Below are 16472 nucleotides of genomic sequence, written 5' to 3' on the forward strand. Positions count from 1 at the left end.
TTCTCTCCTTTATCGTATCCATCTAAAAGCACGTCTTAATTCATCCGTACCATTTTTAAAAAAGCATAAACCATGTGCAAGTATGATTTTATCCGGTTTCCAGTTTAACATACGGGAAAAGGAAACCTTTGCTTCCCTTTGTCTTCCTAAAAAAGTCATCCGATAATCGATAGGAGTTTGTCCATCAGGGGCTGTTACACGAGCTAAACGACAAAATCTTCTGCGGATTGGACTGGATATTTTTTCCGATTCAAAATTCTCTATAAGGTCCGTTACAATGAGTGTTTTAGTTGATTTATGAAAAAACACCACTTCTTCAATCACAGAACTACCCTTAAAAATAAGCTGATCAATCTCATCAGACCATAGGTCAGGAGCCTTATCTGTTAAGGGAGCATCGAATACCACCTTGACATTCTGACTTTTCGCTCTCTCTTCAACTCCTGGACTAGACCATGTTTGCGCATGAGGATATCTTTTTTTCCAATCTGCAATATAGGCATAGTGAATCTTATTTGGAGAAATCAGGTAAGCGACTCTGCCCAAAGCATCCAGTTCAGTAAAGAGCTCCTCGTTTGGCGCGATTGGAGAATGAATCCAGAGTTTTCCATCCTTTAACTTAACTACTGTCATACGTGTCTGAAAAGGTAGTTTGAAGACCTTCATATCCATTTGAATCAAATCACCATCTACTATCCAGATATTTTGATCAACTTCCTTTAGTGTATACAATGGTTCATAAAGAGAAAGTTCTGGTTTTGACATAATTTACTACTCCTTCGTTTTTACTGCCTCTATTATAGCAAAAAGTGGCTATTGAAACCACTTTTTACAGTTCTTATATATACTGTTATTGACCCTATTATTTGACATTAGTATTCACAGTATCAATCAGCCATTAAAAACTTTTCAATTGTATCAATAGCATAGGAAAGTTGATTATTTACAGACATCATCCGTTCAAGATTAGCGTCCATATAGTAGAGTTCAGATAAACCACCCCTAGGGAGAAAGAGGGAATAGTGGATATTCATCTTCTCTCGAGTACTTAACTCTATATGATTGCTTAAGATATACTTTAACTTTTTTAACGAATTTACTTGAGCAACCACACCCTTTAACTGATACTGCTCGATGAGATTTAGTAAATTATCAATCTCTTCAATGACTTTAATTTCCATATCAACACCTCTTAGGGAAATCACTACAAAGCATCTAAACAATCCAGCAAGTCTTGGTAAGAATGAACTTCATAAGTTGGCTGGGCTTGTGTGTGATTTTCGAGGTGATGGGGATTGTACCAGATAGTGTCAATCCCTGCATTATTGCCTCCTTGAATATCAGCCGTTAAGGAATCTCCGATCATCAGCGTCTTTTCTTTACTAAATCCTACAATCTGCTGACCGATTTTTTCATAGAATAGTGCATCAGGCTTTTGCGTCTGCAACTGTTCAGAGATAAAGACTTGGTTGAAATAGGGAGCCAGACCAGATTGAGCCAGACGACCCGTCTGAATGGCAGTAATCCCATTTGTCGCAGCATACAAGTCATAATCACATTCGATGAGGCTATCCAAAAGTTCATGAGCACCCGAAAGAGTTTGTCCCTGTTGGGCTAAGTAAAATTGGTAACGCTGGGCCAGTAACCTACCATCTTTCTCCAGTCCAAAATGAGCAAATAAACGAGAAAAGCGCGTGTTAATCAGTTCTTGTTTACTGATTTTCTTTTGCTCCAAGTCCTTCCAGAGAGCCTTGTTCATAGGAACATAATAGTCTTTATAAACTTGAATATCCGCAACTCCTTCTTCCTTTAGAAGTTGCGTCAAAGCCACATCCTCAGCAGCATCAAAATCAAGCAAGGTGTGATCGAGATCGAAAAGTAGAAATTTGTAGGACATTGAGTTTCCTTTCTGAAAATTCATTAAGAACATTATAGCATAAATGAACCTTTGATTTATTGAGTTTCAAATACTTTTTACACTCACATTTTGACCGTGCTCAAGTGCAAATCTAAAACTAGTCAGCAAAACTTCTATTAAATCTTTTCCGGAACTCGTTATGAAATAATGTGATAAATTTGTTATATGCTCTGCGATATTATTTCCCCAAGGAGGAGTGAGTGACAAATCTTCAAAATCCCATATAACATCCTGAGGGAGAAATTTTTTCAACTCCTCTTGGATAGATACCAACTCAGCTATTCCTCTTTCAACAGATTCAAAAGGAACATCTCCCCAGTAAAGCTTATTCATTATTACTGGGTATCTACTTCCCCACTCATTATTCTCTAAGCGAACATAAATAGTCGAAAAGAATGAATTAAAAAGACTCCCTTCTCCTATAGTCCACCAATTATAACCAACCATTAACCCTACAGACATAGATATTCTCCTACTCATTTTTAATATTATTTAACGTCAACTAAAGTTCTATATTGATAGTATCTAAAACATACATTCATTCCCCCTACCCCAACTCCTTGGCTATTCTGCTTTTTTCAAGTTTTCCCTTGGTAATTCGTTTCCATAAAACAAGAGGGTTCAAACTATAAGATAGGCGTAGGAGGAAATAATTAACCCATTCGATAAGGGCAAAAAGCTGTATCAACGTGGCTAAGATAGTCACTAGGACACTCTGTGCATTCCAGACAATAAAAGGAAAGCCTGAAATAAGTAAAACGAGGTCTAGTATTCTGAGCACACCATATAGTTTAGGGACATTTTCACTTCCGAACTGAGGTTTCGAGAGTCTTCTAATCAAAATCGCCCAATAGATTGAACCTTGAAGCAAAATAAATGTCAGTAAAGACAACGGATGAAGAATAGAGATCAAACCATTCCAATCACCAAGCCTATTTTTCAAAAGGAAAAAACAAAACCAAATAGATAGGACGGCTGTGAACTCTCCCAAACAGAGGGACATCAACTCTTTTCTAACTTTCTCTTTTTGTATGTTCATCATCTCACCCATCTATCTATCATCCTATATCAGAAAAAAGCCATTCGATCCATTTTCTAGTCAACATTTCTCAGAATCAAGTCATTCTAAGTATCGAACAGTATAATCACTTTAATATAAATTCAATTCTAAGTTTAGAATTGCATTTGTATATATTTTTTAGATCTATTCTAAGTCTATGACAGCTTTAAATTTTAATTTTTGAAGGATTCTAAAGCTAGAAGAGCTCAAAAATCACGAGAACTAAGCTATTCGAAGCTTAGAAGAAGATTTTCCAACCTTCATAAACTCTTCAATTAACGTTTCTTACAATTTTTCTGATGAGCTTTGAGTTTTTTCAGAGCCCAGTCATAGTGACTGGAGGTACTACTGACAAAGTAGGAACCTAGACTTGTCCCTCCCGTCCACTTATAGAAACCTTTGGTAAAGAGTTGGTCATTGCTGAAGCCTTCCATCAACTCTAAAACCTCTTCATGCGATTGCTCTAGTAGTTTAGTCGCTTCTTCTAAAGATGTTTTCTGGTGCTTCTTCCAAATAGCGACATTCATTTCTCCATAAGTTTTCCAATTATAAGGCTCAGGAAGAAAAGATCGTTCATGTCCCTTTTGATTAGAATAAACCCAGCTCAAAAGTAACTGATGCCATTCATAGAGATGGATCAGAACGTCCCGTAAATTTTTATCTCTTTTCCAGTGAGCTTCTTTTTTCTTTTGGTCTTTTGAAAAATCAAAAGGAGTCTGTAGCTCTTCTTCACTTAACTGAGAAATTAGGAGATTAAGTTTTTCATAGTTTTCCTTAGAGGCTAACACTAACTCCTCTTTTGTTTTTGGTCTAGGCATAGGTTTTCTCCCTTCGTTTTCTAGTAGGTTAAGGTATTTTCTTACTTCATTATACCATAATCAAAAAGCAGTTCTTCGTTTTACGAAAAACCGCTTTTACGAACTATTTTTTTATGCTTATAGTCACTACTTTACATATAAATCTTTAAAGAGACCATCTACTTCTGCTATCTGATAGAGCAAGTTGGATAGTTCTTGGTAATCTTCTTTTAAACATGAAAGGTGGGCTTGGCTAAATAGAGTAGCCAATTCTTCTTTTAATCTTGCCCCTTTCGGATCATGATCTTTTAAGAACTTACTGAGATAGAGATTTCGAACAGCTGCAAGTTTAAAGCTAAAATACTGGTGCAGTTGTCTTTGCTCCGTATTTAAGCCGTTTTCAGCAACTACTTTTGCATAGCATTCCAACACACCACTTTGACCATTCAGATATCGGGTCTTCATAATCCTTGCTGTTTCTTGATAGATTTCAGTCTGACTAGGACTCTTGACCTTCTTAAAATTTCCCCACATGGAGTAGGCTCCGCGCTTATAGTCAATAGCCTCTGCCTTCCATGCTTCTAGTATGTCATTAAAAGCAACCTTCATACAGGCAAAACCAGCTGGATCGTGCAAATAGAGGTACTGATCATCAATGTCATACACGGTTACAAAGTGATCCACACCATAAAGGATTGTGTGATTGGGATTGTAGGTCAGATGGCCCATATCAAGAGGCCCCAGTACGACAGATCCATTGGACAGAAATGTTTCCAACTTTCCTTTAATCTCTTCCAAATCTACTTCCGCTCCATCTTTTAGATAGAAATCCTCATAGTCAAACCCTAGTATTTTTAAGGAATGGGAGATGGAAAGGTCTGGCATTCCATTATCAAAGAATACTAGAGGGTGCTCCTCATCTTCCTTTACGATACTAGCGCCATTTCCCATCACCATAATTGCCTCTAAAAAATCTGCTTTAAAGTCATAGCCATAGCCATCCAGTGCCATAGCCAATGAATAGCTATAGCAAAGCGACACATCTCCAAAATACATCTGCATATTCCTCTGCCTCCTTATCTTCTATGGGACTATTATACCGAGAAAACTATTCTCATACCCCATAAAATCCAAACAAAAATTATGGTATGTTTGTTTACAGACATGAATGTCAACAATTAAAAACTCTGTAGAGATTCTTTCTACAGAGTTCGGTTTGCATCTTTATAAAAAATCAGAAAATGATCTAGTCCCTGATGACTGGTATCCAGAGTTCCATTTGGTAGTCTGGGGACGACATATCTCCTTTGAAATAAACTTCAAAGTCTGGGGCTCCTGAATGGCGATAACCAGTTTCCGGGAAAAAGACTTCTAAGACGTATTTCCAAGCATGGTGGATGCTAGCTGGTATAGCCCCCTTGACTGGTACGATGGCATATTCAGCTTCTGGAATTTCTTTGATGGACAGACCTAGTTCTTCTGCTTTAGTTTTATCCGTCACATCATAAGCAGCCATATAGTTAATGATTTCGCCTTCTTTGACATCCGAGCAGACGCCAAAGGATTGGCCACTGCCTAAACTTTCTAGGCTTTCCAAGCTGTGATGGGCATAGAGATGCTCCCAAGCAGACGGGCATTTGCTATTGTCAATAGCTTCCAATAGGACGCCTGCCACGGTAAATGCAGGTTTCTTTTGAATCTTGATATCCATGTTCTTTCCTCCTGTAATTTTTAAGGATAATTGAAGTCTAGGAAAGACCCGATAAGGTTTTCCATTTCGAACTTCTGAGGGGGTTGCACCATGGAATTTCTTGAAGGCTGTGCTGAAGGCGTCAGCAGACTCATAGCCGTATTTCATTGCTATGTCAATGACTTTCTCAGAGCCTTCCCGCAAGTCTGTCACAGCTTCTGATAGCCTGCGATTGCGCAAATATTCTGCCAAGGTCATATCAGCCATGATGGAAAAGATTCTGCTAAAAAGAGGATAAGAATAGCCCGATAACTGCTGAAATCTTTTCATATCCACTTCTCCAGTCAGTTGCTGCTCCAAATAATCCATGGTTTGATTGAATTGATGCATCATATTCTTCTTTTCTTACCTCCACAAGATACAAAGGTCGTTAAAAGCAAAGTGAAAATTGGAAAATTAACGCTGGTTCTTCTGATTCTAGGTAATTTTTTCTTTTTCGCATAGCTTTTAGGCCGTGTTCAATTCTATCTATATTCTAACAAATACAAGATACTTCCACCCTAGAATCTTTGTACAAGATTTAAAGGTGTAAATTCTATAACTTATCTTTTAATTTCTCAACAAAGAGATAGGCTGCAGGGCAGGTCAAGGTATTCTTAATCGTCAAATGGTTGATTTGGTGGATCTTTTTACGGTCTGTATGGGGGAATTCACGACAGGCCTTGGGACGAACGTCATAGATGGAGCAGAGATTATCTCCTCCTAGAAAGGGGCAAGGCATGGATTTGAAAACCTTGTCCCCATCTTCATCCACCTGTAAAAACTCTGCTTCAAAGGCTGGTAATTTCATCTTAAAGTACTTAGCGATACGGGTGATGTCTGCCTCTTTAAAGTCTGGTCCCAAAGTCTTGCAACAGTTGGCACAGGCAGTACAATCAATCTCTGCAAAGACTTCTTGGTGAATCTGCTGCGCAATCTTATCTAATTTTTTAGGAGGTTTTTTCTTTAGATTAGCTAACACTTTGCGGTGCTCCTTCTGCTTTTGCAGTGCTAGTTGGTGGTAATACTCAATATCAATCTCTTTAGACATAATTTCTTCCTAATACAAGTGTTTTTGTCTATTATACCATAAACACTGCCCCCTTTTTGCCCCCTGAACAGAAAAAAAGCCCTTCGGAAAAAATCCGAGGGGCTAAAAACGTTGTTAAATCAACGGCCGAACTTTTGAATTTCAAGGTTCGGGATAAAATAGTTCACTGAACTATTTTATTTTTTAAGGTTGTAGAATGATTTCAATCCACGGTATTCTGCTACTTCACCAAGTTGGTCTTCGATGCGAAGCAATTGGTTGTATTTAGCGATACGGTCTGTACGTGAAAGTGAACCAGTTTTGATTTGTCCTGCGTTAGTTGCAACTGCGATGTCAGCGATTGTTGAATCTTCAGTTTCACCTGAACGGTGTGATACAACGGCAGTGTAACCAGCTTCTTTCGCCATTTCGATAGCGTCAAATGTTTCAGTAAGAGTACCGATTTGGTTAACTTTGATAAGGATTGAGTTAGCAGCACCTTCTGCAATACCTTTTTCAAGGTAAGAAGTGTTTGTTACGAAGAAGTCGTCACCAACCAATTGTACTTTACCACCAAGACGTTCAGTAAGAGCTTTCCAACCGTCCCAGTCGTTTTCGTCCATACCATCTTCGATAGTGATGATTGGGTATTTGTTTACCAATTCTTCAAGGTAGTCGATTTGTTCTGCAGCAGTACGTACAGCTGCTCCTTCACCTTCGAATTTAGTGTAGTCGTAAACTTTACGTTCTTTATCGTAGAATTCTGATGAAGCACAGTCAAATCCGATAAATACGTCTTTACCAGGAACATATCCAGCAGCTTCGATCGCAGCAAGGATAGTTTCAACACCGTCTTCAGTTCCTTCAAAACGAGGAGCGAATCCACCTTCATCACCTACGGCAGTTTCCAAACCACGTGATTTAAGGATTTTCTTAAGAGCGTGGAAGATTTCAGCACCCCAACGAAGAGCTTCTTTGAATGATGGTGCACCAGCAGGTACGATCATGAATTCTTGGAAAGCGATTGGAGCGTCAGAGTGAGAACCACCGTTGATGATGTTCATCATTGGAGTTGGAAGAACTTTAGTGTTGAATCCACCAAGGTAGCTGTAAAGTGGGATTTCAAGGTAGTCAGCAGCAGCACGAGCTACAGCGATAGACACACCAAGAATTGCGTTTGCACCCAATTTACCTTTGTTAGGAGTACCGTCAAGTGCGATCATAGCACGGTCGATAGCTTGTTGGTCACGTACATCGTAGCCGATGATTGCTTCAGCGATGATGTTGTTTACGTTGTCAACAGCTTTTTGTGTACCAAGACCACCGTAACGAGATTTGTCACCGTCGCGAAGTTCAACTGCTTCGTGTTCACCAGTAGAAGCTCCTGATGGAACCATACCACGTCCGAAAGCACCTGATTCAGTATAAACTTCTACTTCAAGTGTAGGGTTACCGCGTGAGTCTAGGACTTCGCGAGCGTAAACATCAGTAATAATTGACATTTTTTACTCTCCTTTGAGTTAAATTTTTTACACCTCTATGATACCTTAAAAATAAGCGTTTTTCAAGAAAAAACGTTATCTTTGTGCAAATTTTCCTTAACTTTATAAAGTAATCGCTTTCTTTTGTCTGTTTTCTTGCGATTTTTGTGATATACTGTTTTTATGACAGATTTATCAAAACAACTACTAGAAAAAGCTCATGGTGGGCCCAAATTAAACCCTGACGAACAACGCCGCTATCTCGGGACTTTCGAGGAAAGAGTTCTTGGCTACGCGGATATCAGTACTGCCAATAGTTCTGAATTAGAACATGGATTTTTCTCTATTTTAGAAAGCTTTCAAGAAAAGGTAGAGATACTTTTTGTGAAAATCTCACCAAGTATCGAGTTTGACAAACAGGTCTTTTACTTAAAACAAGCAAAGGAAAGCAACTGCCAGGCGACTATTGTTTCAGACGATCATATCACCTCTCCTTTTGGCCTTGTCATTCACACGAATGAACCTGTTCAAGTAGACGAAAAGGACATCAGACTTGCTTTCTCAAGCTTCTGGGAGGAGAAAAAGGCAGAAGCTCCTAAAAAATCTATCTGGAAAAAATGGTTTGGTTAATGATTTCTCATATTTAATAAACGACCAATATTAGTAGATGTGTGCTCCAAATAGAGTCTTGCATTTTTCAGACTGTCTTCCAAAGGTTCACTTTTTTCTAAAATAGAAAAGGCTACTTGTATATTTTCGAATGGTAGGGGGGGCAAATCGTCAGCAAGACTACCACAAATAGCAATAACAGGAACTCCATTAGGGGTTCTTTTTGCTACTCCGATCGGAGCTTTTCCAACAAAGCTTTGACTGTCCAGTCTCCCTTCTCCAACGATAACCAAGTCTGCCCCTGCAACTTTCTTATCAAAATCAATCAAATCTAAGCAAGTGTCAATCCCAGATACGATACAGGCCTCAGCAAAGGCACAGAGCCCAGCCGCAATCCCACCGCCTGCTCCTGCTCCTTTAAGAGAGAGGGTTGATGGTGAAAATTTTTCATAGAACCGCTGTATAGCCAAATCTACTGTCTCAAACAAAGCAGGATTCAAGCCCTTTTGTTTTCCAAATGTATAGGTCGCCCCTTGATGACCACATAAAAGGCTCACGACATCTGCTAAAATGCGGATTTTCACATCTTCAGGAATCCTATACAACTTGCTATTTGAAACTGACTCAAACTCAAGCAAAGTCTGACCGCAAGCTGGCAATTCCTTTCCATTCTTATCATAAAAACGATAACCTAAACCCGCAGCAATGCCTATCCCACCGTCATTACTAGCCGTACCACCAACTCCGATATAGATTTCTTTCATCCCTTGATCAACGAGATGGCGAATCAACTCTCCGATACCTCTGGTTTGGATATGGAGAGGGTTTCGTTTCTCCTGCGGAATCTTCCCAAGACCAACCAAGTCAGCAACTTCAAAGAGCGCTATTTGACCTTTTTGAAAGTAGCGCATTGATTCTTTTTGGCCAAAAGGTCCAGTCACCTCTTGCCATTTTTCTTCTAGGTCAAGAGAATGTCGAATAGCATCTACAGTTCCTTCCCCACCATCACCTACAGGGCAAAGCAGACATTCTACATCTGCTATCGATTTTTGGAAGCCCCTTTCTATAGCTTGAGCGACCTCTTCTGCCGTCAAACTTTCTTTAAAAGAATCGGGTGCAATTACAATTTTCATAGTTCCCTCTCATTCTAAGAAATCAATCAAAGGTAGAACTTCTAAAAAATCCCTCGTATCTACATGACAAGCTATCTCGGATTTTACGACCTCTTTGGAACAAAAGGCTATACCGTAACCTGCTGAATTTAACATCAAGAGGTCATTGGCACCATCACCGATAGCAATCGTTCTTTCTTTGGGAAGTCCTAATTCCTTTCTCCATTTCTCAAGAGTGGCTTGTTTTTCTTGAGCTGTCACAATTTCACCAACTAGTCGACCTGTTAAAAAACCGTCTTTGACTTCTAACTGGTTGGCGGAGAGATAGGAAATACCAAGGGATTTTGCTAATCTCTTAACTATTGGTGCAAATCCACCAGACACTAGACCGACTAGAATACCCTTCTTTTGAAGTATGGAGATAAATTCTTGAGCATTCTTAGACAGATGAATGGATTTGAAAACAGTATCAAAGACTGAAATCGGAAGACCTTCTAACAAAGCCACTCTCGCTCGTAAACTCCTTTCAAAGTCCAGTTCACCTCGCATTGCCTGGCTTGTGATCTGCGATATTTCTTCTTCGCAACCTGCTTCTTTTCCTAAAAGATCAATCACCTCTTCTGCTATCAGGGTGCCGTCAACGTCCATGACACACAAGCCTTTTTCTTGAGACATAAGCTTTCCTTTCTAAACAGCCCAAAAATCGTATGAAAGAATCATACGATTTTATCTATTAGTTGACTAAACTATGGTACAAGTCCAGGTAAGATTTGCAGGCTGTATCCCATGAGAAATCACATTCCATAGCTTGTTTTTGTAGATTTCTCCAAACTTCCGGCTGGTACTTATAAACATCCAAGGCTGTTTGGAAACTCCAGTTAAGCCAGTATGGTGTTAAATTATCAAAGCTAAATCCAGTTCCAGTTCCTTCTATCGGATTGAAGGATTGAACAGTGTCACGCAAGCCACCCACTTCATGAACCAGTGGTAGAGTTCCATAGCGCATCGCCATCATTTGAGACAAACCACATGGCTCAAAACGACTTGGCATGAGGAAGAGGTCACAAGCTGCGTAGATTTCTTGAGCAAGTTTGACATCAAAAGTGATATTTGCTGATAGCTTGTCTGGATAGACTTGCGCAAACCAGGAGAAGGAATGTTCAAAAGCAGGATCTCCTGTTCCTAAAAGGACTATTTGAACGTCCTCCTGTAAGAAACGATGCAAGCTTTCTACCACAACATCAAAACCTTTTTGGCGTGTCAATCGAGAGACAATCCCAACTAGAGGAACATCTGCTCGCACTGGTAACCCAACTCTCTCTTGCAATTTTGCTTTGTTTTGAGCTTTTCCAGACAAATCTTCCTTATCAAAATGATAGTCTAAAAGTGGGTCTGTTTGAGGATTATAAAGATCTGCGTCAATACCATTGACAATACCTGAAACCTTACCTGACTCCATGCGAAGAATCTGGTCCAAACCGCAACCAAACTGACTGGTCATAATTTCGTGCGCATAGCTAGGGGAAACGGTTGAGACACGATCCGCGTAGAGAATACCTGCTTTCATCCAGTTGAGACAATCATTCCAGCGAAGGGTCCCATCAGCATAGCGTTCAAACCCAACACCGAACAAATCCCATAACATCCCTTCAGAAAACTGACCTTGAAATTCCAAATTATGAATGGTTAAAACGGTTCTGATTCCTTGATAAGCCTGAATCCAATGGTACTTTTCTTTTAACAAAAAGGGAATCATGGCTGTGTGGTAATCATGAACATGGAGAAGGTCAGGGATAAAGCCGATGCGTTCCATGGCTTCAAGAGCAGCCAGTTGGAAAAAAGCAAAGCGTTCACCATCGTCAAAATCACCGTAGACATGACCACGGAAGAAATAATACTGATTATCAATGAAGTAGAAGGTTACACCATTCAAAACCGTTTTCTTAACACCACAGTACTGTCTACGCCATCCTACACTAACTTCAAAGTGGAGAACATCCTCTATCTGGTCTCCGAACTTAGCTTCTACCATATCATAATAAGGCAAGAAAACTGCAACTTCGTGCCCCGCTTTTACAAGTGATTTGGGAAGTGCGCCAATAACATCGCCCAAACCACCTGTTTTTGAAAAGGGTGCTCCTTCTGCCGCTACAAATAAAATTTTCATGAATAAATGTCCTCTGTTACTGTTTCACCCTTCTTAACTACAACTGGATGTTCTGCTGTGCCTCGAATGACAACACCGTCCGCAACTTCAACTCCTTTGTCTAGGATGGCATATTCAACTTGGGCACCTTGACCAATCACAACTCGAGGGAATAGAATGCTGTCCTTCACCACACTATCTTTGTGAACATAAATGTTACGAGATAGGACCGACTGAACTACTTCACCCTCAATGATACTACCAGAAGCAAACTGAGAAGTACTTACTTTTGAAGTATTCGCATAGTAGGTTGGTTCTTCATTCTTAACTTTTGTATAAATCTTTTGATTTGGTGAGAAGAGAGAGTAGAACTTTTTAGATTCAAGCATATCGATGTTTGCTTGATAGTAGGATTGAACAGAGTGAATATTTGCTAAGTAACCTGTGTATTCGTAAGCAAAAGCTCCTTCTTTTACAGCTAAATCGCGAAGGACATAGCGCAACTTTTCAGGATATTCTTTCTGAGCCTCTTCTTCAAGTCGTTCAATCAACCAAGGAGTATCCACAACAAAGATATCTGTAGACATGTTGAAGAGTTCATCTGTAGATTTATTATCAAAGAGTTTGTGCGAACGAACATGGTCAGTTTCATCGATTTCCAAAATAGCATTCACATCTGAAATGTCTTTCTTTGGAAGTTTCTTATATACAACTGTGATCGGACCATTCGTTGTATTGTGTAGGTGGAAGACTTGATTCAAGTCAATATTCACCAGCACATCGCAGTTAATCGAAACGGTTTGGTTTGAACCTGAACGTCTCAAGTAGGTAAGAAGCTGTTGGTAATACTCTTTTCCAACTGTGCTGCTTTCAACACGAGTATTGTAAATTCCTAGATAGTAGTGACTTAGAAGGGTTGACAAGCCCCACTCACGACCTGAACGAATATGGTCAAAAACTGAGCTGATATTATCTTGTTGGAAAATACCAAAGATACTACGAACACCTGCATTTGCAAGACTGGAAAGGGGGAAGTCAATCAAACGGTATTTCCCACCGAAAGGCAAGCTAGCTACCGGACGGTGTTCTGTTAACGTTGACATATCATGAAAACCAACTGTGTTTCCCAAAATGGCTGAATATTTATCAATCTTCATCTGTTGCTACCCCCACTACTTCATTGTATCCTACTACTTGTACTTCGTCAGTTCCGTCAATCTCTACGCCGTCTGCAATAATGGCACCCTCACCAATAATAGCACGAGTAATCTTTGCTCCATGGCCAATAATAGCCCCACTCATGATAACAGAATCAACGACCTCAGCACCTTCACGTACTTGTGCTTCTGTTGAAAGAATCGAACGTTTAACAGTTCCATCTACAAAACAACCATCCACGACCAATGAATCTTCAACGTGAGCATGCGCACCAAAGTAGTTTGGTGGTGAAATCAAGTTTCTAGAGTAAATTTTCCACTGACGATTGCGGCTATCCAAGGCATTTTCTGGCGAAATGTACTCCATATTAGCTTCCCAAAGTGACTCAATCGTACCAACATCTTTCCAGTAGCCATTAAATTCATAAGCATAGACACTTTCACCAGACTCGAGATAGTTAGGGATAACGTTCTTCCCAAAGTCTGACATATCCACATTGCTCTTTTCAGCAGCAACAAGCATATTGCGAAGTCGTTTCCAGTCAAAAATATAAATCCCCATCGAAGCCTTTGTAGACTTAGGTTGCGCAGGTTTTTCTTCGAATTCAACGATACGGTTATTGGCATCTGTATTCATGATACCGAAACGGCTAGCTTCTTTGAGAGGTACGTCTAGGACAGCTACTGTCAAACTGGCATTGTTATCCTTATGGGACTGAAGCATATCATCGTAGTCCATCTTGTAGATGTGGTCACCAGAAAGAATCAAAACATACTCAGGATTAACACTGTCGATGTAGTCAATGTTTTGGTAGATAGCGTGACTAGTCCCTTCAAACCAACGGTTTCCTTCGCTGGCTGAATAAGGTTGTAAAATAGAGACACCTGAATTGATACCATCCAATCCCCAGCTAGAGCCATTTCCGATATGGTTATTCAAAGCAAGAGGTTGGTACTGAGTAATCACACCAACATTATGGATTCCAGAGTTTGCACAGTTGGAAAGAGCAAAGTCAATGATACGGTAGCGCCCACCGAATTGCACTGCCGGTTTGGCAATGCTTTGAGTGAGTTTTCCGAGACGTGTTCCTTGCCCACCCGCAAGGATCAAAGCTAGCATTTCATTCTTCATTTTCTACTCCTTTATAAAGTCATGTGAACGTTAAAATCGAAAGAAGGTTGGAAGTCAAACTTTTTTATAAAAATAATAGGAAATCCATTTCTCTTGTGTTTCAAGTCCAATACAAGTACATCCGTCTTTAAAATCTAAAAAATTATCATCAACAGCCCATTATTCTTTTTTCTTAGCTTGTTTCAAACGACGCTTGATCTTCCAGATACTTGCTCCCATAGCTGGCAAGGTGAAGGTCAAGGTCTGCTCATAATCCTTCCATAAGCCTTCTTGAGTCTGAACTGTTTGATTGTGCTCTTTCCACACACCTCCCCATTCTTCTAATTCTGTATTCCAAACTTCTTCGTAAATACCTGCAACAGGTAAACCAATCGTAAAGTCCTTACGTTCAACTGGTGCCATATTAAAGACACAGACTAACATTTCGTCCTTCTTGCCCTTACGAATAAAGGAAAGGACACTCTGATCTCTATTATCAGCATCGATAATCTCTATACCATCATAACTAGTATCAATTTCCCAAAGACAGCGATGGTCTTTATAGAATTGATTCAGTTGTGAAGTGAAATGCTTCATCTTGGCATTCATTGGATCTTCTAGATTAGACCATTCTAACTGCTCCTCGGACTTCCACTCGAGGAATTGTCCGTACTCACTACCCATGAACAAGAGTTTCTTACCTGGATGACAAATTTGATAGGTGTAGAGATTGCGCAGACCAGCGAACTGATTGTAGCGATCCCCCCACATCTTATGCATCATACTCTTCTTACCATGAACTACTTCATCATGTGAGAAAGGCAGGAGATAGTTTTCATTGAAAACATACATAAAGCTGAAAGTCACAAGATTAAAGTCATACTTGCGATAAATCGGATCTTCCTCGTAGAAACGGAGAATGTCGTTCATCCAGCCCATATTCCATTTATAGTCAAAGCCAAGGCCACCCATTTCTTTCATACCAGTAATCTTTGTCGCTGATGAACTTTCTTCTGCAATCATCATGATATCTGGATGAGCTAACTTAATCACTGTGTTCAACCGTTGAAGGAAATAATAACCCTCGTAGTTAAGGTTTCCACCGTCCTTATTTGGAGTCCAAGGAGCATTATCATAATCTAGATACAGCATATTGCTCACTGCATCGACCCGGATACCATCTAAGTGGTAAAAATCAATCCAAAATTTAATACTTGAAATCAAGAAAGACTGGACCTCATTTTTCCCAAGGTCAAAATTCAGCGCACCCCAACCATAGTTATGAGCCTTGTTGTGGTCTTGGTATTCAAAAGTTGGTGTGCCGTCATAATATGCCAAGGCATCATCATTAATAGTGAAATGACCTGGAACCCAGTCTACGATAACACCAATGTTATTTATATGACACTCTTCAACGAAATCTTGGAATTCCTCAGGTGTACCATAGGAATGTTCAAAAGCAAAGTAACCCATAAGTTGATAGCCCCAGCTCAATCCAAGTGGGTGAGCCATTAAAGGCATGAACTCAATATGTGTATAGTTCATCTCAACTAAGTATGGAATCAACTCGTCTTTCAGTTGCGAAAACGTATAGGGACTACCGTCTGGATTTCTCTTCCAAGAACCTGCATGAGCCTCGTATATATTAACTGGTCTCTCAAAAAATCCCAGACGTTTGCGACGTGCTAGCCAAAGGCCATCTTTCCATTTCTTTTCACGGATATTGGTCAGAACTGCCCCTGTACCCGGTCTAGCTTCAAAATAAACTGCCAAAGGATCAATCTTCATAATCTGGTGACCATTTGCACGCGTGATATGATATTTATAAATCTGACCTTCCTGAGCTTGACTCGTAAAGACTTCCCAAACACCTGCCTCGTTTCTAACCATTGGAATCTGATTCTCAACCCAATCGGTAAAATCACCAACTAGATGAACTGCTTGTGCATTTGGGGCCCAAACCCTAAAGGTATAGCCTATTTCTCCGTTTTTCTCCTCTCTATGCGCTCCTAAATAATGCTGGAGGTGAAAGTTCTCACCTGTAGTAAAGGTTCTTAATGCTTCTTGATTATTCATTCAATCCCCTTTCTTTTGTAAGCGTTTTCTATAATTCTATTATACACTCTTTTAAGATAACTTTCAAGTAATTTACGAAGGAAATCATATTTTTTTATGAAAGCCTTCAAAAAATTACCTAGCATTTTAAAAAAGATATCCAGAAAATAGAACACGAAACAATTTCCATATATTTTTTTATTATAATACCAGAATATTCGTTTTTTATCAATTTTCTACTGTATTATTTTGAAAAAAATAAAATCA

At 39.6% G+C, this 16472-nt stretch carries 17 protein-coding genes; 1 reads left to right on the forward strand and 16 read right to left on the reverse strand.

All coding sequences use genetic code 11. The features are described 5' to 3' along the window. Positions 1 to 9: 9 nt before the first annotated feature. From B7717_RS08325 to eno, 10 genes are all read right to left on the reverse strand, one after another. Positions 10 to 765 (reverse strand): DUF4336 domain-containing protein, encoded by a 756-nt coding sequence (locus tag B7717_RS08325; protein WP_084944538.1) that lies wholly within the window; start codon positions 763 to 765, stop codon positions 10 to 12. Positions 766 to 887: 122 nt separating this feature from the next. Then, a complete protein-coding gene (locus B7717_RS08330; RefSeq protein ID WP_084944539.1) occupies positions 888 to 1181 on the reverse strand; it encodes a hypothetical protein in 294 nt (97 codons plus the stop codon). Positions 1182 to 1204: 23 nt separating this feature from the next. Further along, entirely contained in the window at positions 1205 to 1897 is a 693-nt protein-coding gene (locus B7717_RS08335) for a YjjG family noncanonical pyrimidine nucleotidase (RefSeq protein WP_084944540.1), read from the reverse strand. Positions 1898 to 1963: 66 nt separating this feature from the next. Next, complete coding sequence (locus B7717_RS08340; RefSeq protein WP_000110626.1) at positions 1964 to 2380, reverse strand: immunity 70 family protein; 417 nt, start codon at positions 2378 to 2380, stop codon at positions 1964 to 1966. A gap of 85 nt (positions 2381 to 2465) precedes the next feature. Next, positions 2466 to 2969, reverse strand: a complete 504-nt coding sequence (locus tag B7717_RS08345) for a hypothetical protein (RefSeq protein ID WP_000504319.1) — start codon at positions 2967 to 2969, stop codon at positions 2466 to 2468. A gap of 284 nt (positions 2970 to 3253) precedes the next feature. After that, positions 3254 to 3796, reverse strand: a complete 543-nt coding sequence (locus B7717_RS08350; protein WP_001137898.1) for a ClbS/DfsB family four-helix bundle protein — start codon at positions 3794 to 3796, stop codon at positions 3254 to 3256. A gap of 126 nt (positions 3797 to 3922) precedes the next feature. Then, on the reverse strand, positions 3923 to 4837 hold the full coding sequence (locus B7717_RS08355) for a peptidase (RefSeq protein WP_084944541.1): 915 nt from the start codon (positions 4835 to 4837) through the stop codon (positions 3923 to 3925). A gap of 184 nt (positions 4838 to 5021) precedes the next feature. After that, positions 5022 to 5858, reverse strand: coding sequence for an AraC family transcriptional regulator (locus tag B7717_RS08360; protein ID WP_002874597.1), 837 nt, complete (start codon positions 5856 to 5858; stop codon positions 5022 to 5024). A gap of 202 nt (positions 5859 to 6060) precedes the next feature. Next, positions 6061 to 6555 carry a YkgJ family cysteine cluster protein gene (locus tag B7717_RS08365; protein ID WP_000031468.1) on the reverse strand — a complete coding sequence of 165 codons (495 nt, stop codon included), beginning with the start codon at positions 6553 to 6555 and terminating at the stop codon, positions 6061 to 6063. A gap of 176 nt (positions 6556 to 6731) precedes the next feature. Continuing rightward, the gene (gene eno, locus B7717_RS08370; RefSeq protein ID WP_000022821.1) at positions 6732 to 8036 is read right to left on the reverse strand and encodes a surface-displayed alpha-enolase; all 1305 of its coding nucleotides are present in this window, start codon (positions 8034 to 8036) and stop codon (positions 6732 to 6734) included. Between the two features lie 162 nt (positions 8037 to 8198). Between eno and B7717_RS08375 the strand changes: the two genes are divergently transcribed. Then, on the forward strand, positions 8199 to 8645 hold the full coding sequence (locus B7717_RS08375) for a DUF1694 domain-containing protein (protein ID WP_084944542.1): 447 nt from the start codon (positions 8199 to 8201) through the stop codon (positions 8643 to 8645). Here the strand turns inward: B7717_RS08375 and B7717_RS08380 are convergent. From B7717_RS08380 to glgB, 6 genes are all read right to left on the reverse strand, one after another. Next, complete coding sequence (locus B7717_RS08380; RefSeq protein WP_084944543.1) at positions 8642 to 9757, reverse strand: glycerate kinase; 1116 nt, start codon at positions 9755 to 9757, stop codon at positions 8642 to 8644. The two genes, B7717_RS08375 and B7717_RS08380, sit on opposite strands and share 4 nt — an antisense overlap. Positions 9758 to 9766: 9 nt before the next feature. Continuing rightward, complete coding sequence (gene serB, locus B7717_RS08385) at positions 9767 to 10411, reverse strand: phosphoserine phosphatase SerB (RefSeq protein WP_084944544.1); 645 nt, start codon at positions 10409 to 10411, stop codon at positions 9767 to 9769. Positions 10412 to 10469: 58 nt separating this feature from the next. Then, complete coding sequence (gene glgA, locus B7717_RS08390) at positions 10470 to 11903, reverse strand: glycogen synthase GlgA (protein ID WP_000697281.1); 1434 nt, start codon at positions 11901 to 11903, stop codon at positions 10470 to 10472. Further along, positions 11900 to 13039, reverse strand: a complete 1140-nt coding sequence (glgD, locus tag B7717_RS08395) for a glucose-1-phosphate adenylyltransferase subunit GlgD (protein ID WP_049520334.1) — start codon at positions 13037 to 13039, stop codon at positions 11900 to 11902. The genes glgA and glgD overlap by 4 nt, the downstream gene beginning before the upstream one ends. Further along, positions 13029 to 14171: a glucose-1-phosphate adenylyltransferase gene (locus tag B7717_RS08400; RefSeq protein ID WP_000787250.1), complete on the reverse strand. Its 1143-nt coding sequence runs from the start codon at positions 14169 to 14171 to the stop codon at positions 13029 to 13031. The genes glgD and B7717_RS08400 overlap by 11 nt, the downstream gene beginning before the upstream one ends. 159 nt (positions 14172 to 14330) lie before the next feature. Further along, on the reverse strand, positions 14331 to 16226 hold the full coding sequence (gene glgB, locus B7717_RS08405) for a 1,4-alpha-glucan branching protein GlgB (protein ID WP_084944545.1): 1896 nt from the start codon (positions 16224 to 16226) through the stop codon (positions 14331 to 14333). Positions 16227 to 16472 lie beyond the last annotated feature (246 nt).

This window comes from Streptococcus oralis subsp. oralis, assembly GCF_002096495.1.
Taxonomy (GTDB): Bacteria; Bacillota; Bacilli; order Lactobacillales; family Streptococcaceae; genus Streptococcus; species Streptococcus oralis_CU.